The organism is Porphyrobacter sp. LM 6 (genome assembly GCF_001720465.1).
Classification (GTDB): Bacteria; Pseudomonadota; Alphaproteobacteria; order Sphingomonadales; family Sphingomonadaceae; genus Erythrobacter.
Window position 1 is genome coordinate 1135749 of record NZ_CP017113.1, and the last position, 18425, is coordinate 1154173.

At 63.9% G+C, this 18425-nt stretch carries 16 protein-coding genes; 5 read left to right on the forward strand and 11 right to left on the reverse strand.

Going from position 1 to position 18425, the window contains the following annotated elements; all coding sequences use genetic code 11:
* Nucleotides 1–256: 256 nt before the first annotated feature.
* Nucleotides 257–745 carry a hypothetical protein gene (locus BG023_RS05500; RefSeq protein WP_069311155.1) on the forward strand — a complete coding sequence of 163 codons (489 nt, stop codon included), beginning with the start codon at nucleotides 257–259 and terminating at the stop codon, nucleotides 743–745.
* 35 nt (nucleotides 746–780) lie between these two features.
* Here BG023_RS05500 and BG023_RS05505 read toward each other — a convergent pair whose 3' ends face one another.
* The 6 genes from BG023_RS05505 to BG023_RS05530 form a co-directional block, all read right to left on the reverse strand.
* Nucleotides 781–1326, reverse strand: coding sequence for a GNAT family N-acetyltransferase (locus BG023_RS05505; protein ID WP_069309562.1), 546 nt, complete (start codon nucleotides 1324–1326; stop codon nucleotides 781–783).
* Nucleotides 1316–1624, reverse strand: a complete 309-nt coding sequence (locus tag BG023_RS05510) for a type II toxin -antitoxin system TacA 1-like antitoxin (protein WP_069309563.1) — start codon at nucleotides 1622–1624, stop codon at nucleotides 1316–1318. Before BG023_RS05510 ends, BG023_RS05505 begins: the two co-directional genes overlap by 11 nt.
* A 243-nt stretch (nucleotides 1625–1867) precedes the next feature.
* Complete coding sequence (locus tag BG023_RS05515) at nucleotides 1868–3286, reverse strand: M20/M25/M40 family metallo-hydrolase (RefSeq protein ID WP_069311156.1); 1419 nt, start codon at nucleotides 3284–3286, stop codon at nucleotides 1868–1870.
* Nucleotides 3287–3310: 24 nt separating this feature from the next.
* Nucleotides 3311–5791: a zinc-dependent metalloprotease gene (locus BG023_RS05520; RefSeq protein WP_150122922.1), complete on the reverse strand. Its 2481-nt coding sequence runs from the start codon at nucleotides 5789–5791 to the stop codon at nucleotides 3311–3313.
* Between the two features lie 105 nt (nucleotides 5792–5896).
* Complete coding sequence (locus BG023_RS05525; protein WP_069309565.1) at nucleotides 5897–7927, reverse strand: NADPH-dependent 2,4-dienoyl-CoA reductase; 2031 nt, start codon at nucleotides 7925–7927, stop codon at nucleotides 5897–5899.
* 15 nt (nucleotides 7928–7942) lie between these two features.
* Nucleotides 7943–8749, reverse strand: a complete 807-nt coding sequence (locus BG023_RS05530; RefSeq protein WP_069309566.1) for an enoyl-CoA hydratase/isomerase family protein — start codon at nucleotides 8747–8749, stop codon at nucleotides 7943–7945.
* A 163-nt stretch (nucleotides 8750–8912) separates the two neighbouring features.
* Between BG023_RS05530 and BG023_RS05535 the strand changes: the two genes are divergently transcribed.
* From BG023_RS05535 to BG023_RS05545, 3 genes are all read left to right on the forward strand, one after another.
* The gene (locus BG023_RS05535) at nucleotides 8913–10094 is read left to right on the forward strand and encodes an acyl-CoA dehydrogenase family protein (RefSeq protein WP_069309567.1); all 1182 of its coding nucleotides are present in this window, start codon (nucleotides 8913–8915) and stop codon (nucleotides 10092–10094) included.
* 148 nt (nucleotides 10095–10242) lie between these two features.
* Complete coding sequence (locus tag BG023_RS05540; protein ID WP_150122801.1) at nucleotides 10243–11412, forward strand: hypothetical protein; 1170 nt, start codon at nucleotides 10243–10245, stop codon at nucleotides 11410–11412.
* 23 nt (nucleotides 11413–11435) lie between these two features.
* Nucleotides 11436–11801, forward strand: a complete 366-nt coding sequence (locus BG023_RS05545; protein ID WP_069309569.1) for an ArsR/SmtB family transcription factor — start codon at nucleotides 11436–11438, stop codon at nucleotides 11799–11801.
* Between the two features lie 33 nt (nucleotides 11802–11834).
* On the opposite strand, the gene BG023_RS05550 is transcribed toward BG023_RS05545, so the two are convergent.
* The 3 genes from BG023_RS05550 to BG023_RS05560 form a co-directional block, all read right to left on the reverse strand.
* The gene (locus BG023_RS05550) at nucleotides 11835–13379 is read right to left on the reverse strand and encodes a SulP family inorganic anion transporter (protein ID WP_069309570.1); all 1545 of its coding nucleotides are present in this window, start codon (nucleotides 13377–13379) and stop codon (nucleotides 11835–11837) included.
* 83 nt (nucleotides 13380–13462) lie between these two features.
* The gene (locus tag BG023_RS05555; RefSeq protein WP_069309571.1) at nucleotides 13463–14128 is read right to left on the reverse strand and encodes a carbonic anhydrase; all 666 of its coding nucleotides are present in this window, start codon (nucleotides 14126–14128) and stop codon (nucleotides 13463–13465) included.
* Between the two features lie 14 nt (nucleotides 14129–14142).
* Nucleotides 14143–14508: an ArsR/SmtB family transcription factor gene (locus BG023_RS05560; RefSeq protein ID WP_069309572.1), complete on the reverse strand. Its 366-nt coding sequence runs from the start codon at nucleotides 14506–14508 to the stop codon at nucleotides 14143–14145.
* Nucleotides 14509–14664: 156 nt separating this feature from the next.
* Here BG023_RS05560 and BG023_RS05565 point away from each other — a divergent pair, with 156 nt between their 5' ends.
* Nucleotides 14665–15396: a hypothetical protein gene (locus BG023_RS05565; RefSeq protein WP_069309573.1), complete on the forward strand. Its 732-nt coding sequence runs from the start codon at nucleotides 14665–14667 to the stop codon at nucleotides 15394–15396.
* Here the strand turns inward: BG023_RS05565 and BG023_RS05570 are convergent.
* Together BG023_RS05570 and BG023_RS05575 are read right to left on the reverse strand one after the other, a co-directional pair.
* A complete protein-coding gene (locus tag BG023_RS05570) occupies nucleotides 15369–16814 on the reverse strand; it encodes a carotenoid oxygenase family protein (protein ID WP_069311157.1) in 1446 nt (481 codons plus the stop codon). The two genes, BG023_RS05565 and BG023_RS05570, sit on opposite strands and share 28 nt — an antisense overlap.
* Before the next feature lie 75 nt (nucleotides 16815–16889).
* Complete coding sequence (locus tag BG023_RS05575) at nucleotides 16890–18383, reverse strand: carotenoid oxygenase family protein (protein WP_069309574.1); 1494 nt, start codon at nucleotides 18381–18383, stop codon at nucleotides 16890–16892.
* Between the last annotated feature and the right edge of the window lie 42 nt (nucleotides 18384–18425).

Here is an 18425-nt window from a genome sequence, read left to right on the forward strand (position 1 = left end):
GCCAGACGAAAGCATCCATCCAAAGAGATCGAAAATGCCCTTCGAGAACTCGAGGCTTTGGGTTGGATGGTAGAGGAGGCCAAAGGCCGTAGCGCCCATTCGTGGGGTTTTGTGCTTTGTCCGAGGAATATGCAAAGCGATTGCAGATCTGGCGTTTTCTGCCGAATGTCGATCTGGAGTACGCCGACCAATCCTCAAAACCACGCCCGTGAATTGCTCCGCAAGGCCGTGGGCTGTGTGTTCAAGGGAAATGACGATGACTGATGATATGGAATTCGAATTCGACATCGTTGTCTCACTGCCGAAGGGCGCGCCTGACGAAGCCATCATCCTGGATAGCCTGTTTGATGCGGGATGCGATGATGCAGTGGTTGGTTTAGGCAATGCTGGACTCGTGGGCCTTGGTTTCACGCGTTCCGGGGCTGACGCTGAATCTGTCATCTTGGAGACTGTAAAACAGGTTTTGTCTGCTTTCCCTGAGGGTGCGAAACTGCGTGAAGTGAAGCCTGATCTCGTGAGCCTTGCCGATGTTGCTGCTCGGCTTCAGGTTTCACGCCAAGCGCTTCAGAAACGGGATATGCCACCACCGTCGCTTGGTGGCTTGTTCCGCGCATCTGAAATGCTGCCCGCTCTGGAAGCGCAGCCTGGAAAGGTAAGGGATGCTCTCCAGAACGCGCGTGGTTGGTTTGCATCTGCACCCGCCGCACAGAAGATCAACGCGCGTGTGAGCTTGGAGCAGGTATAAATCCTGATGGCTCACAGCTTCGGCTTGCCACGACCTTATGCCAGTGTGGCCCTGACATTAGCTATTGGAATGAACACCCGGCGGGGATTCTCTGGATCACCCAGCGGCAAGAAGCCGAGATCAGCGTAGAATTTCCATCGCCGATCGAAGTGGTCGCCATCTAGCACATCCAGCACGATGGCGGCTGCGCCCATCTGGTCGGCGATGCCGGCGCATCGCTTCATCGCATCAATGACGAGGGCGGTGTCAAGGCTTTTGCCCTGCATGTCCTCGCGGACGGCTACCGCTCGAATGTAAATGACCGGGACATCTGGAACCCGCGCTCGCTGCCATTTCTTCGGGCCAAATTCCGCTCTCACGGCCATGGCACCAAGCGTATAGAACCCGAGTACCGCGCTATCTTCGTCCGCCGTTGCGATCCACGCGGTGACCATGCCGTCCTTGACCTGGTCAGACAGGGATGATTTCAGGAAATTGTCGATCGGCGCAAAGCCGCATGAAAAAGCGCTGCGATCATGCAGCGCCTTGTCGAATTTGGCGATTCTCAGGGCTGGGAGTTCAGCCCCGGTTTCAGCCGGCATCCTTTAGAAGGTCCTTCGTTGCCTTGGCTGCTCGGGCGAGGCCGGGCACCTTCTTGCCTGGTGCATCGACAGCGGCTTTGAAGGCTTCGAATGCCTCAATCGGCAAAATCGATAGAGACATGCGCTGCTCAACCTCTTGCGCACGGAGAAGAGCGGCCTGACGAATGAAGTCCGCCTCCTGCAGGCCAGTGGCGGCAGCTGCGGCCCTGATCCGCTCCTCGTCGGCACGGTGCATGCGCACCTCTTTGCGGGCCTCCATTTTGCCCGGGGTCGGGGTAACGGTTTCCAAGGCAAACATGGTCAATCTCCTTACAGCCCTTGTACGGTATAACGCCGGACATTTCAAGAAGGCTGATTTTCTCCAGTGTTGAGGACCTGTACGAATCCAACTTTTGCCAACCGCTCTGAGCGGGATTCGAACTCAGCTAGATTATATAATAATCAATGGGTTAGTTTGCAGAGAAGGTTAGATCCCAGTCTCCTTCCCACCGCCACCGACCCATGCCCCGCCCCGGGACGCAGGTGAACCGCCCCGCCGCAATCAGCGGGCGAGTTCCTTGAGCAGCCGGTACCAGTGGTCGAGCCCGCCATCGAAGGCATCCACCGATAGCCGTTCGTTGAGGCCGTGGGCGTACATGTCCTCGGGACGGCTGGCTGCGCCCGAAATCGCGACCGTCTGGTAGCCGCGGGCGCGGTAGTGCATCCCGTCGGTGCCGCCGGATTCCATGTAGGGCTGGATCGGCAGGCCGGGGTAGCGCGCATCGATGGTCTTGCGCAGCGCGGCCATGACTTCAGTAGGCACCGCCGATTCCGGGCTTTCGGTGACATCGGTCAGGAGCTTGAACTGCACCGCGTCATTGGCCACGACCTTGCGCAGCGTCGCCTCGGTCGCCGCCGCGCCGACACCGGGGAAGATCCGGCAATTGACCGTGGCGGTGGCCGATTGCGGCAGAGCGTTCTCGGCATGACCGGCCTTCAGCATGGTTGCCACGCAGGTCGTCCCGAGCGTGCCCACGGTTTCGGGATTGGCCCGGAGCACGGCGATCGCCGCCTCGTCCGCCGGATTGGCTGAAAAGGCGCGCATCGCTGCGCCCACCTCGCCGGGGGTGATCTGCCCCAATGCGCCGAGGAACGAGCGCGTCAGCGGTGTCGCCTGAACCGGGAAGCGATAGGCCGCGATCTTCTGCAGCGCATCAGACAGTTCGTAGATCGCATTGTCGCTGCGCGGGCGCGAGCTGTGGCCGCCGGGGTTGGTGACCGTCATCTCGAAGGTCGCGAAGGTCTTTTCCGCCGCCTGCACCGCCATCGCGAGCGGCCGGTTGTCCGATGCCAACGTGATCCCGCCCGCGTCCGAATTGAGGACGTAGGCCGGGTCGATCTTGGACGCGACATAATCGGCCTGCGCGCGGGTGGAGATCATCCCTGTCTCCTCGTCACCCGAGAACACGAGGTAGAGATCGCGCGTGGGCTTCCAGCCCTCCTTCTTCAGGCGGATGAAGGTCTGGGTGAGGTTGGTGACGCCGTATTTGTTATCGGTCGTGCCGCGCCCGAAGAAGTATCCGTCCTTCTCGGTCAGGGTGAAAGGCGGGAGCACCCAGTCCTGCTCGAGCGCATCGACCACGTCCATGTGGGCGAGTAGCACGATCGGCTTGCGCCCGTCGGGCTTGGCGGCGGCATAGCGCACGATCAGGCCCTGCACCCGTTCGCCCGCGCTGTCATAGTCGCTGACCATGATATCGGCATCGGCAAAGCCCGCCTGCTTGAGGCGGCTGACCAGATAGGCGACCATTTCGGGGGTCTTGGCCTGTCCGCGCGCGGTGCGGATGGCGATGATATCGCGGTAGATATCGAGGGCGACTTGCTGATCCGCGGTCGGCGGCGCGCGGTCTGCGGCATGCGCTGCGCCGCCGGATGCCAGCAGGGTTGCGGCGAGCGCCAGCGCGGTGAAAGCCTTGGTCATCGTCATTCCTTCCCGGTCAGATCATCATTCGCCGATTGTCAGGAGGCTGGAGAGGTCCATCCAGTCATCCTCGCCGATCGGATCGCCCGGCGGCACGTTCACCATGCGCGGCAGGCTGGCGGCGAGCTTTTCGCGCTCCGCTGCATCGAGCAGCCGGCGCGATAGGCTGAGCGCCCAGGCGCGTTCCGCCGCGCTGCCCTTGCGCTTGGCGAGGCTGGTGCCGATGTCGGTCAATGACTGGTCGATCGCGGCAGCAACTTCGGGCGTGGTGTCGCCCCGCCGCGCAACCTGCGCCATCGTTGCGAGCGTGCGGTAGGCAATACGGCGGCCCAGATCGTCGGTGGTCGAGGCCAGCACCGTGCCGGTCAGCCGGTCGAGCATCTCGCCCACGCCCGGCATTGCCGGATCGGCCTGTTGCTGCGCCACCATCCGCGCAAGGCGGCGCTGGGCGAGCAGGGTCTGCACGGTCAGCTGCGCGGCGGCATCGGCGGCGACCAACGGATCGAACACCGGGCCGCCGGCGGTGGCGAAGATCTCGGTCTCGTATTGGCGATCATAGGTGCCGTTCTGCGCGGCGGAAAGCAGCGGCAGCAGCGCAGGCGGCACGCGCAGCGCTTCGGGCTTGATCGTCGCGAGGATCGCATCGAGCGCCGCGCGTTGCTGCGCCGGGGCGACCGGCTGGGCCGCCTCGCGCCCGCTGCCGTTGACGGCATAGGTGAAGTCCACTCCGCCGACCTGCTTGGCAGCGGCGACCAGCTGGTAGCGGTGGAGCAGCCACAGCGGCACAAAGCGGCGGCGCAGGTTGGCGACCGGTTCGCCCGGGCTCAATGCGCCAAGCCCGAAGCGGGAAAGCGCAGCCGCGCGCACCTCCATCAACCGGTTCAGTTCGCCGGTGGGATCGGCACCATCATCCCACAACCCGCCAAAGACATAGGCGGTATCGGGCGCGCGGGCGTTATCGTCCTGCACGAAACGGAATGCGGCGGCGGAGGCGGCAACTTCGGCCGCGCCCGCCTCGCCATAGAGCCAGCGCACGGTTGCCGTGTCCCAGCTGCCGATGCCCTTGGCATAGGCGTCTGACAGGTCGGGCTTGCCATCGACAAGGCCGATACGCGGCGGCGGGTAGTCCATCACCGAGGCGCGGTCCTGCGTGCTGGCGGCAAAGTTGTGCGCGAAGCCGAGCGTGTGGCCGACCTCGTGTGCGCCCAGCTGGGCGAGTCGGTCGAGCGCCACGCGAACGGGGTCGTTCGGCCCGCCGCTATTGAGTTCGCCCGCGCCAACCAGCGCCTGGAAAATCTGGATGTCCTGCCGGGCGCGCAGCGATCCCAGCACCACCATGCCCTTGACGATCTCGCCGGTGCGCGGGTCGACGATCTGCTGGCCATAGGCCCAGCCGCGCGTTGCCCGGTCTACCCAGTTGACCATGTTGTAGCGCACATCGAGCGGATCGGCGCCTTCGGGCAGCAGCTCGACCTTGAAGGCATTGATGAAGCCGGCGGCATCGAAGGCTTGCGACCACCAGCCGATCCCTTCGAGCAGGGCCGGGCGGATCTGTTCGGGCGTATTGCGATCGAGATAGTAGACGATCGGCTTCTTCACCCGCGAGCGCGGCGCAGCCGGATCGACCTTCTCGAGCCGGAAGCGGTTGGCGAGATCGGTGACCACCGCTGCGCCCAGCGGAGCGCCGAAATCCACCACCTGCGTCGCGAACCCGCCAAGGCGCGTATCGAACGGCAGCGGCTTGAAGCCCGGCGCGGGCAGGCGCACGAAGCTGTGGTGGACGCTGAGCGTCACCTTCTTCGGATCGGGCACGATGTTCTCGACTTCGGCCCCGGGACTATCCGAAACATAGGTCTGCACTGCATCGATCTCGAGATTATCGGGGAACAGCTTGACCGAGGCAGGATCGGCAAGACTGAGCTTGTCCTCCAGCCGGAAGCCCTTGCCGCCGAGCGAGGCCGACGTGCCGACGCCGAGCGAATCCAGTTCGAGGTTCAAGGACGGCGCGATCCCGAGCGTGTCCATCGCCAGGAACGGCGCGATGTCGAGCACGATGCGTCCGTCGGGCAGGGTCTCGGCAATGTCGGTCAGCCACACGGTCGAAATGCCGAAATCGCTCGCCACGGCTTTCTGCCGGTCGGCACCGCCGCTGGCGTTGCGAAAGCGCGGGTTTTCGAACTGCACCGCGATCTTGCCGCCGATCCGGCGGAAGGCGAGAAGCTGGGTGTTGCCGGTCTTGCCGCGATCAAGCACCAGCGGGGCCGAGCCGAGCCCGGTCCGCAGCGCGGTGGTGTAAAGCACCCGCAGCGCCACCCCGTCGTCGGCCGGGCGGGGTAGGGTAACGAGAATGCGACCCTTCGCGGCATCGGTGCGAACCGGAACCAGCCCGGTCTCCCCGGCGGGTGCGGCAATCTCCTGCGGGCCGGACTGCGCGGCGAGCGGCGTGCAAGGCAAGGACAGAGCCAGCAGGAGCGCACCCAGGCGCACGCGTCGCGTCGTTCTCATCATTTCCCCTTTGCTCGCCCTTTTGCCCCCGGCGCATTGGCCGCGACGATGTTCGGGCAAGAAGCGCCAAAGCTCAAGCAGGAAAGCTGACCCGCTCCTTGTGGCTCAGGCGACCAGAGCCAGCTCGGTTGCCTGCTTGATCGCCTGCTTGGCATCAAGTTCGGCCGCCTCGTAAGCGCCGCCGATCAGCACCGGCTGCGCGCCCTTGGCTACCAGTTCGTCATGCAGTGCGCGTGCGGGAAGCTGGCCGGCACAGACGATGATCGTATCGACTGCGAGCAATTGCGGCTCACCTTCGATCCTGATGTGCAGCCCGGCATCGTCGATCCGGTCGTATTCGACCCCGGCCACCATCTTCACTCCGCGCCGCTGGAGCGTCAGGCGGTGGGTCCAGCCGGTTGTGCGGCCCAGCCCCTTGCCGACCGCGCTGGTCTTGCGCTGGAGCAGCCACACCTCGCGCCCGCTCGATTGCACTTCGGGCGTTACGCCGGTCACGCCGCCGCGCGGATGGTTCTTGAAATCGATCCCCCATTCCTTGGCGAACACCTCGACATCGAGCGCACCCGAGGGGCCATCGTGGGTGATGAGTTCGGCGACATCGAAGCCGATCCCGCCCGCGCCCATAATCGCGACCCGCTGGCCGACACTGGCAGTGCCGCGGATTACGTCGATATAGCGCACCACCTTGGGGTGATCGATGCCGGGGATCGCGGGCGTGCGCGGCTCGATGCCGGTGGCGATGATGATCTCGTCATAGCCCCCCGCCAGCAGATCGTCGGCGGAAACGCGGGTCGAAAGCTTGAGATCCACGCCGTGCTTCTCGATCATTCGCCCGAAATAACGCAGGGTCTCGTAGAATTCCTCCTTGCCGGGGATGCGCTTGGCGAGGTTGAACTGACCCCCGATTTCGTCAGCGGCGTCGAACAGGGTGACGTGATGCCCGCGCTCGGCGGCGAGCGTCGCATAGGCGAGGCCGGCCGGGCCGGCACCGACCACCGCGATGCGCTTGGGCGCCTGCGTGGCGGCCAGCGTCAGCTCGGTTTCGCGGCAGGCGCGGGCGTTGACGAGGCATGATGTCTCGCGCCCGGTGAAGGTGTGATCGAGACATGCCTGGTTGCAGCCGATGCAGGTGTTGATCTCGTCCTCGCGCCCCTCGGCGGCCTTTTTCACCAGATCGGCATCGGCCAACATCGGGCGTGCCATCGAGACGAGATCGGCATCGCCCCGCGCCAGCACCGCCTCGGCGACATCGGGCATGTTGATGCGGTTGCTGGTGATGACCGGGACCGAGACTTCCTTGCGCAGCCTGCCCGTTACCTGCGCGAAGGCGGCGCGCGGCACCATCGTCGCGATCGTCGGCACAAAGCTTTCGTGCCAGCAGAAGTGGGTGGAGATCACATCGACCCCTTCGGCTTCCAATGCGCGGGCGAGGCTCGCCACTTCGTCCCAGGCGAGCCCGCCTTCGAGCATGTCCATCGCGGATATGCGGAAGATGAGGACGAAATCCGGCCCCACCGCCGCGCGTGTCCGCCGCACGACCTCAAGCGGAAAGCGCATCCGGTTTTCCCACGAGCCGCCCCATTGATCGGTGCGCAGGTTGGTCTTTTCGACGAGGAAGGTGGAGATCAGATAGCCGGCAGAACCGATGATCTCGACCCCGTCATAGCCCGCCTCCTGCGCCAGCGCGGCGCAGCGGGCGAAGGCGTCGATCTGCTCCTCGATCCCTGCCTCGTCGAGTTCGACCGGCGCGTAGCGGCCGATCCGCGATTTGACCGCCGAAGGGGCGACCGCATCGGGCACACCGGCGAGCGGCCCGGAATGGAGGATCTGCATGCAGATCTTCACGTCCGGATCGGCGGCGTGGACGGCCGTGGTCACCTCGCGGTGCATCGCCACTTCGTCCGGCCCGGTAAGCTTCGCGCCCATGCCGCCGGTCGGATGGGGCGAGATGCCGCCGGTGATGATCATGCCGACCCCGCCCTTCACCCGCTCGACGAAGTAGGCGGCAAGCCGCTTGGCCGGTTCGGGGCCATCCTCAAGGCCGGTGTGCATCGAACCCATGATGATGCGGTTCTTCACCACCTTGCTGCCGATGCGCAGCGGGCTGAAGATGTGCGGGTACTTGGGGTGTGTCATGGTCGTTTTTGGCCTTCAGTCGGGAATGTAGTCAGGGCGGCGCTTTTCAAGGAAGGCGCGCATGCCCTCGGCGAAATTGGGGCTGGCTGCGGTCATCAGCTGGTTGCGATTCTCGATCGCCATGGCCGCTTCGAGGCTGGCCGCATCGACCGCCATGTTGAGGCCTTCCTTGGTCATCCTGAGGCCCATCGGCGAGGCGGCGAGCATGTCATCGACGTAGCTTTGCGCGGCGGCTTCCAGCTGATCGTCGGGCACCACTTCGCTGACGAGGCCTGTCGCCAGCGCACGGGGTGCCTCGATGAAGCGCCCCGTCAGCATAAGTTCCGAGGCGACCGATCCGCCCACCAGACGCGGCAGGAAATAGCTTACCCCCATGTCGCAGGCCGACAGGCCTAGGCGAATGAAGGCGGCGTTCATCCGTGCGCTCGTCCCCGCGATGCGGATGTCCGAGGCGAGCGCGAAGGCGAAGCCCCCGCCGCACGCCGCACCGTGCACCAGCGCAATGATCGGCTGCGGGCAGCGGCGCATCTTCACATAGACATCGGCAAGAAAGCCCTGAAAGCCGAAGCCCCCGCCGAAGGGCACAGCGGCGGGATCGCGGGTGCCGTGGTCCTTGATATCGAGCCCCGCGCAGAACGCGCGCCCCGCGCCGCGCATCACGACGATGCGGGTGTTGCGATCATGATAGAGCGCGCCGAAATAGTCGTTGAGATCGCCCGCCATTTCGGTGGTGATCGCATTCAATGCATCGGAGCGGTTCAGCGTCAGCCAGTCGACCTGCCCGCGCTTCTCGATCGTGATCGTGTTGTACTGCCCTGCCATCCTGCTCTCCGTCACCGCCAAACGCGTGGCGGTCACTTTGCGCAAGGCTTGTAGCGGGCGCAAAGGACTTGTTGCTCTAGCAATTCGTGCAGGTGCATTTGGGTCGCTAAGGCTCCTTAGAGGGATGCGAGTCAGGCATCTGGCACAAGGGAAGAGAATTGACATGACGATCAGCACCGAAGCGCTCGAAATGGCCGCACGGGTCGAGGCTTTTGTCCGGGAGACGATCTTTCCCTACGAACAGGACCCGCGCCGCGACCACCACGGCGCGCCGACCGACGAACTGGTGATGGAGATGCGCGAACTGGCGCGCGCGGCAGGTGTGCTCACCCCGCATATCCGGCCCGACGGCAGCCACTTCAACCAGCGCGAGACCGCGGTGATCCTCATCAAGTCCGGCCTCACGCCGCTGGGTATGCTCGCCTGCAACACGCAGGCGCCCGACGAGGGCAACATGTATCTGATCGGCAAGGTGGGCAGCAGCGATCTGAAGGAGCGGTTCCTCACCCCGCTGGTGGAAGGCCGCGCCCGTTCTGCCTTCTTCATGACCGAACCGGCCGAGCTGAACGGCGCGGGCGCCGATCCTTCGATGATGATCACCACCTGCCGCAAGGACGGCAACCACTGGGTCATCAACGGCAAGAAGTGCTTCATCACCGGGGCCGAGGGCGCGAAGGTCGGGATCGTAATGGCAAAGTCCGAAGACCCGGACAGCCACGGCGGGGCCTGCATGTTCCTTGTCGACCTGCCCGATCCGGCAATCCAGATCACCGGCGTGCCCAACACCATCGATAGCTCGATGCCCGGCAGCCATGCCGAAATCACCATCGATAATCTGCGCGTGCCTGCCGACCAGATGCTGGGCGATGCGGGCGAGGGGTTCAAATATGCCCAGATCCGCCTGTCTCCTGCTCGCCTGTCGCACTGTATGCGCTGGCTCGGCGGCTGCATCCGCGCGCAGGAAATCGCGGTCGATTACGCCAACCGCCGCATGGCATTCGGCAAGCAGCTGATCGACCACGAAGGTGTGGGCTTCATGCTCGCCGAAAACATGATCGACCTAAAGCAATGCGAGTTGATGATCGACTGGTGCGCGGGCGTGCTCGACACTGGCTCACTGGGCACGGTCGAAAGTTCGATGACCAAGGTCGCCGTGTCCGAGGCACTGATGCGCGTGGCCGACAAGTGCGTGCAGGTGATGGGCGGGACGGGCGTGACCGACAAGACCATCGTCGAGACGATGTTCCGCGAAATCCGTGCCTTCCGGATCTATGACGGGCCGACCGAAGTCCACAAGTGGAGCCTCGCCAAGAAGCTCCGGCGCGACTGGAAGGCGGCACAGTAGGCGGGACGCGGGTGCTGGCCAACGTGATGCTAGCGCCAACCCTGACATTCGATAAAATAGAACGTTTATGAAGATAGATTGAATTTTTACGATTATCCATGCGCCGTTAGAGGAGGGGCCTCTCATCCCCCACCAAAGGACCTGAAGCATGGGTCAAGGTAATCAGACGACGAACCGGTTTTCGGAAGATCCTTCCGACCAAGGCAAGCCCGTGTCGCGCGTTGCGGACTTGTTGGTGGTAACATCGCGCCTCCGGCTGGGTCAGCCAGCGCCGTCAACTCCGGAGCATTGGCGCGAGGGACTTGCCCGGTTGCTGGAATGGCTGGGGATCGATGTTGACTTTGTCCCTGCCGAGCGCTCGCGCCGTCTGCCCAAAGTTGCCGACTGGGTGGTACCAGCAGGGCGCAACTCGAGCGACTATTTCACGATCTTCGCGCCATGGCTGGCCTGGTCTCCGGTTGCATTGCAACAGGGCGGGGCGCCTGGCCTGCCGCAGGCACTTTTTATGGCAAGCTACCTGATCGAGCATGACCGTGGGCAGGCGGTGGCACGAGGGGGCATTGATCTGGTGCTGATGTCGCCGCATCCGGCTGTATGCGCTGTGGAGCAGGCTGGCGAGGCACCGCTGCCCCGCTTGCAGGTGCTGGAAGCGATGATCCGCACAGCCAAGGCGGAAGGGCGCGACAAGCTGGCGATCATTCTTCATGCACACCAGCGCAATGCCCTGGCGCGCAAGTTACTGTCAGCCAATCGCGGACTAACCCGCGACGGATTGAATATCGAGATATTGACGATCGAGGAAGCGCTGAGCCCGCTCGGTGCGCGGACGTCGCCTTGGGACGCGATCATCGCGATGCCTGATCTTCGCGGAATCGTTTTCACGATGCTCGCCGAAGCAAGCGGCGTGAAAGGACCCTGGCCAATGCTTTGGCATGGTGGCGAACGCGGTCGCGAGCTTCCGCTGATAACCTCCGAAGCGATTGGCGGCGGCGGAGCTGGTTTCACACTTGATGCCTCGGTGCTGATCCACGCACTTGCACTGTGCTTGCATCATGCCGGCAGCGTTCAGGCGGCCCGCCGGCTTTACGAGGCCTGGTCGCGGCTGCGCGATAGCGGGGTGACTGTGGCCGGGCGCGGGCAGGATGCGCCTTATGTGACGCAAGTCAGAGACAGCGATTTCATCGCGATGCTTTGCCATGGCGCGGGAGTCAGTCGACGCCCGGTGCGTGCCTGGCGAGCTCTTGGGTGTCCAGAACCGGTCGACGCAGTCCGCCAGCCTTCGGGCTTGCGCGTCGTTGCATCGAATGTCGCTGTCTGACCTCGCCAGAAGAGAGAAAAAAGATGCCGAGCCGGAAGATTGTCGCCCATGAGCTGGCGCATATGCTGCGACAGATATCGAACGCTGATCGTATTCGGCTGCTGCTAAAATTGCAGGCGGGCGACTTGTCGGTCAACGAGCTTGCCGAATTGCTCGAAATGACACCGACCCGCGCATCGCAGCACCTGAGTGTGCTGCGCGCAATCGGACTGGTCGAGACCGAGGCGAAGGGTCAGGCACGAGTCTATCGCCTGACCCAGCCGGAGTTTGCCCTATGGCTGATTGAAGGGATCGATTTCATCGCCCATCGCCTCGGACGGGCAAGTCCGAAGGATATCGAGCAGGCCAAGTTGCTTTGGCAGGCAAAAGCAGCAGATATGGAAATCTGATCCTGCCGGCCTTCCCGCGCCCAACCTTGCGTGTCAGGCCGCCGGCCGGATCATGAGATTTGGGATCGCAGTCTTGGTGGGATCTTCCGATCGCCGCCCATACCGTTCGACCAGTTCGCTCCACTCGACGATCAGACTGCCGCCCGTGCTCTGATGCAGCTTCTCCCAAGAAGACAGCATCTCAAGGCAGGCGTGGTCGATATAGTCGAGCTTTTCGACATGGATGTGGACTTCCGATCCGAACGGCGAGCTTTCCAATGCTTGCCCCAGTTGGGGGATCGAGAAGAACGTGGCCGAACCGGTCATCCACAGATCGATCCTGTTGGCTTCGGTGTCATGCTCGCGCCGGATGTCGAGGTGCGAGAAGGTGTAAACCAGCTTTAGAGTTGCCAAAGCGAAGCCGGCGATGACACCGGTGAGAAGGTCAATCGCCACCACGCCAATGAGGGTTGCGAAGTAGATGGCCAGCTCCTGCCTGCCGAATTCGGCGATTTTGCGGATCTGCGCGACATTGACGAGCTTGTAGCCGGTATAGACGAGGATCGCCGCCAGCACCGAAGTCGGGATTTCGTTGAGAATGAACGGGAAGGCCGCAACGGCCAGCAGCAGCCATGCCCCGTGCAGGATCGCCGAGAGGCGCGTGGTCGCACCGGCATCGACATTGGCGGACGAGCGCACAATCACTCCGGTCATCGGCAGCGCGCCAAGGCCCCCGCAGATCATGTTGCCGATGCCCTGCGCGCGAAGTTCCTTGTCGTAGTCGGTGCGCGCGCCAATGTGCATCTTGTCCACGGCAGTTGCGCACAGCAGCGTTTCGGCACTGGCAACGAAGGCAAAGACGAGGCCGAGCTTGAGGATGTCGGGATCGGTGAACCCGGCCAATGCCTCGGCGGTAGGAATGTTCAGCCCGCTGGTCAGGGTCGCGGGCAGTCCGACCAGCGTGATCGGCAAACTGAATGTAATGGCGAACACCGTGCCAACGATCACCCCGAGAAGCGGACCGGGGATGAGCGCCAGCATCTTGGGCTTGAACTGGTTCCAAAGCACGATCGTGAGGATGGTGATGACACCTGCCATCGCGGCAAGATGGTGCACCGATCCATCTGCCGGAAACACCTTCACAAAAGCCTCCGGAATCGCGGCGATATTCAACAGGCCGCTGGCGCGCGGAGCATCATCAAGCATGACGTGGAGCTGAGAGGCGAAGATCAGAACCCCGATCCCCGCCAGCATCCCGTGGATCACCGAGGGCGAGATCGCCCGGAACCATTGGCCCAGCTTGAACACACCGGCGAGCAATTGCAGCGCACCTGCGATGAGCCCCACCACGCCGAGCATGATCAGCCCGTGATCCTGCACCAACTGATAAACCAGCACGGCCATCCCTGCAGCCGGCCCGCTCACCTGCAAGGGGGAGCCCGCCAGGCTGCCAACCACCAGGCCGCCGACGATGCCGGTGATCAGGCCGAGAGCTGGCGGTGCACCGGAAGCGATCGCGATCCCCATGCAGAGTGGCAAGGCGACCAGGAAGACCACGATGGATGCCAGGAAATCCCGCCCGATGATGGCGGTCGTCATTGTCGTGGCACTCGGGGGTTTCATTGCAAGGGGCTCCGGGGAGAGGATGTTCGAAAGCGGAAGCGCTGATTGGTGCTGGCCGGTCAGCAGGCGTGCTTTGAGATTGCGGCCGATGCGAGCTCGGTCGCATAGCGTTCTTCGACCGGAACCCAGCGACCGATTGTTTCGTCGTAGGCGGACACCTCTCCCGTCTTGATGTCGTACACCCAGCCATGCAGCTTGACGGCCCCCTGTGCGAGCGCGACGGCCACGGTTGGATGGGTCTTGAGGTGCTGGAGTTGCAGCATCACGTTCTGCTCCAACAGCATCCGCATCTTAGCCTCCGGGTCGAGCCCGGCGCCAAGTGTTTCGACGATATCGACGGCTCCTTGCGAAAATCCGAGCCATTCGCGCACGTGCGGCAGGTTGGTCAGACCTTCGCGGTTCATCGCGCCCTTCATCGCGCCGCATTCGGTGTGGCCGCACACGACGATGTGCGGGATCTGCAAGGCGCCGATGGCGAATTCGATCGACGCGGTCATGCCGCCGGTCTGGTTGGTGTGCGGCGGGACGATGTTGCCCGCGTTCCGGCAGATGAACAGCTCGCCCGGATCGGTCTGGGTGATCATCGCAGTCTCGATACGGCTGTCGGAGCAAGTGATGAACAGCGCTTCGGGGCTTTGCCCCGTGCTCAAGCGTTCGAACAGTTCCTGCTTTTCAGGAAAAACCTCGCGCTGGAACTTGATAACTCCAAGGGCAAAGCGAGACATGTGCAGAGATCCTTTCAGTGGGACGAGTTAGGGTTTGGCGCGCTCCACATTGCGCGCACGCTATCGATGTGTTCGGCTTCACTCAGGCGGTTGCGGATATCGACGAACTGAAGCGCGTCGACGATCCAGGCAGCGAGGTGCGGGTGCGTGAGCCGGTAGAAGTGATTGCGCCCGTCACGTCGCTCTTCGACGAGGCGTTGGGCGCGCAGTGCGGCGAGGTGCTGCGAAACGCGGGTGGCAGGCAGATCGAGCGAAGATGCGAGGCCGCTGACATCCTTTTCGCCGAGCCGGAGCTCTTCAATCAGGCGCAGACGATCGGCATGGGCCAAAAGCTTGAAAAGCTCGGCGAGCTCGCGCGACACGATAACCCGGCTGGGCATGGCATCTCCTCATATCTGCGAACACTCGCAGATGTGCAGCTATGCAGGTAAGTGATTCGCGCGAATGGGTCAAGCAAGTGGGTTTGAACGGGCTAGACTTGGCGCCGATTGAGACGCCGCTCGACTTTGGGCAGCGCTTCCACCAGAGGTGTGTCGATGACATCCGCCTTCAGCATACAGTCGCCGCATCGACCGTTTCTGGCCTGGACGAGCGTTGCCGTGGCGGGGCTGGCAGCGCCTGCGCTTCTGCTGCTTGCGATGGCGGGTGCCCCGGCGGAAGGACGGCCGATCGCTCCCATGGGCGCGATACTGGCGGTCGGCATGATGGGGGCCGGGATGATCGGCGCTGCGGCGGCGGGGCGCTTGCTGATCGGTCTCGCGCTGGCGCTTGTGTGCGGGGTGGGGCTTGCCACGCTGGCGTCGGCAAGCGGTCAAGCGGGATTTCCCGATCCGGCCTCGCTGGGCCTTGCTTTCCTTCTCGCCAGCATCAGCTTTGCGGCCCGCGGCGCCCTGTTTGCCCGCAGTGCACAAGGCAGAGGCTGGTGGATTGCGGTGGCGGTGGTTGGCGGGGAAGGCGCGATGCTGTTCGTCGCCTGGGCCCAGCCGGGGGCGCTGCCCGATTGGCTGCTGGCTCTGCTGCCCGCCCAATGGGCGAGCGCAGCGATCCGCTCGGCGTTCAGTGAGGCAGGTGCAACACTGGCGGTCTGGGAATTGGCAGCCTTGGCCGGCACAGCCGCGGCGACCCTGCTGGTCGTCCGGCTATGGCCGCGCCGCTGGCCCTACCTGATCATGTTCACCGCTTGGCTTGGCCTCTCGGCGCTGGTGCTGCACCGGCCCGGCCTGCCCGATGAGGCTCCTGCTCAACCGCCGTTGGCCGCTGCGAGATAGAACGGATTGTCGGCCGAGTAGTAGTTGCAGTGGAAGCCCGAGGGCACACGGAACGGGATGCGCACCGTCGCGATCGGCCCGGCAGCGATGTCCGTTGCGGCGAAGATCGCCAGTTCGCTGGTGGGTGAATTGGCCCGGTGCACGAGGCTCATCGCGTAGCCATCCGCCTCATGCGTCGCGCCGACGCGCGGGGCGAACACCAGCTCGCCTGCGGCCGAACCGGGGCCGAAGTGGTAGTAATCCTCTTTGCCGCTCTCGGTGTCGAAATGCAGCACGGCGTCCATCCCGTCGACCCGGCCATCGACCGAATAGAGGTTCATATTGCCATAGGCGTGGCGGGTCTTGCGTGCCATCAACCGGTCATCGGGGCGCGGGAACTGGATGTCGCGATCGTTGAGGGTTTCCTCCTTCATGCTCGCCCCGGCGATGTCGATGGTCCAGCGGCGCAAGCTCATCTTGGTTTCGGCATGGGTCAGCCAGTTGCCGTCCTGATCGGGGAACAGCGCGGTGCCATTGGCGGCGGCGACATCGGCGATGATCTTGCCGTCTTCCTCCCACGCGTTGCATTCGTGGAACATGTGACGCGGATCGAATTCGAACCAGCGCACGTCATCCGCCGTGCCTTCACGCGGGAGGATCGCGAGCTTGGTCGGGCGGCCGGTGTTCCACGCGGTCATCGGCCCGCCGCGCATCCCGCGCTGGATATCGGTATCCAGCGGCACCACCGGGATCACCACCCAGTTTTCGGTCAGGAAGAAGGTGTGGATCAGCGCGAAGTGCGGGATCGGCAGCGTCACCGCGTGGCGCACAACGCCTTCCGCCGTCGTGATCGTATATTGCAGCGCCGCTTCGCCGGTCCAGCCGTTGATGTTCGCGCCGATGTTGACCAGCTCGCCCGTGGCATAGTCGATCTTGGGGTGAGCCGAGAAGGTCGAGGCGATGGTGCCGTCGTAATCATGCACGCCGAGGGTCGACAGCTCGAACGGGTCCATCGCCACCGGCTGGGATCCCTCCATCAGCGCCAGCAGCTTGCCGCCGTGCAGGATGATGTTGGTGTTGCCGGTGTTGTAGTGCTTGCCCTGCACCGAAGGATCGGCGGTCATCGGGTTGCCGAACATCCCGAACAGGCGTCGACCGGCAGCCTTTTCCAGCTCGAACTTCTCGGTCCGAACCCAGCGGTTGCGTAAAGACACGCGACCGTTCTGGAAGTGCATGGCGTAGACCATGCCGTCACCATCGAACCAGTGATAATCGCCCTCGCGGGTGGGATAGAGCGGCTCTGGTCCGTTGCGGTAGAACACGCCGGCCAGATCATCGGGCAGTTCACCATCGACGATCAGATCGGGCGCGGTCGCTTCGAAGCGCACGGGCTCGTGATGGCCGGAAAGGTAGGGGTGGTTGAAGAACGGCTGGGTCATGGTGCGGGCTCTTTCGGTTTCGCCGGAAGCTGCCACAGGGCGGGCAGGCCTTCTGCTAGCATTATGAGGGGCAGGTCAGGTCGCGATCAGGGCGTCCGTCGCGGCGCGGTCGAGCCACAGCGCATGCACCCCGAAGGGCACGGGCAGGGGCAGCGGGATGCGGCATTGCTCGGTCATGGTGGCGGCATCGGCCACAATCAGCACAGCGCGCGTGCCATCGGCGAGCAGGTCGATCAGCCACCCGTCATCTTCCGAACTGGCATCGGCGCGCGGTACGAACACCGGTTCGCCGCCGAGCAGCCCGGCGTAATCGAGATAGCCCGCTTCCTCCTCGGCGAAGATGTCGTACTTCAGCACGCCCTTGCCCATCACCCCGTCGCTTTCGTCCAGCAGCCAGGTGAAGCGTGTTGGCTGGCCATGGTGCCGCCAGTCGATGCCCGGACGCTCGTAGTGATGATCAAGCAGCACGCGCTCCGTCACCGCGCCGCTTGCCAGATCGAGGCGCCAGTGGACGAATTGCGAATGGGGTTCAGCCGGCGTGTGGATCGGCATGAACGGCGGATAATCGCGAAACACCGGGGCGTAGACGTGGACCGCCCCATCGGCTTCCCAGCCGTTGGCAATGTGCCAGATGTGTCCCGGCAAGGCGGTGTCGAACCAGCGCACCGGATCGCCGTCGCGGTGGTCGCGCGTGATCATGCCGAAGCGCAGGGGTCTGGCGGCATCGAAGCTGGCAACGCTGCCGTCCGGCCCCGCAAGGCCCGCCGGATTGAAGCGCAGCGAGCTGTCGGGGAAGATGATGTGCGTATCGGTCAGGATGTAGTCGTGAATGAAGAAGGCTGCGGGCTTGTCCTTCATCACCGTGCTTGTCGCGATGGTGCCGCCGCAGCCGAGCCTGGTCAGGTGTGTCGTGCCGGAAGTGAAATCCTGCCCGATCGAATAGACCGTGCCTGATGCGCCATCAGTCTTGGGATGGGCACTGAACGGGCAGTCGAGCGCGCCGCCGAAGGTCTCGTTGATGCCGCGCCCGTCGAGCGCCAGCCAGCCCTGCGCATCGCGCTTCACATCGAGCCGGAAGGGCAGGGCGGTTTCCTGCAAGCAGTAGAGCTGGTCGTCATGATGGAGCACGGCGGTGCCATTGCTGCCCGCCTCGATCGGGTTCATGCGTGGGAGCAGGCCCAGCCGCGTCTTCAATCGTTCCAGCATCAGGCCCGCAAGCGCGCCCTTGCCGCCGCTGGTGAGATCGGCAATCCCCATGAAGGGGTTGCGCCCGGCCTGTTCGATCCACGCGGTGCGCGGAGTGCGGACATAGGTGTTGGAATAGCGCGCCTCGCCCCCGCGCAATTCGATCATGTGAAGCATCGCCTCGCCATCGAACATGTGGCGGCGGCGACGCGGTGCGAACCGCGCATTGGTGCCGTTGCGCAGGAACACCCCGTCGAGCTCGGCTGGCAAGTTCCCCTCGATCGTCAGCGGCACGCCGCACAGCTCCTCGTGCACCGGATCAAAGCCGGGGTGGCCATAGGGATCGGTGCCCTGGGGTGCAGCGATCTTGCCCGGTGCATTCATGACGGCAGCCTCTTGTTCGACGAAGCGGGAGAACGTTCGGAT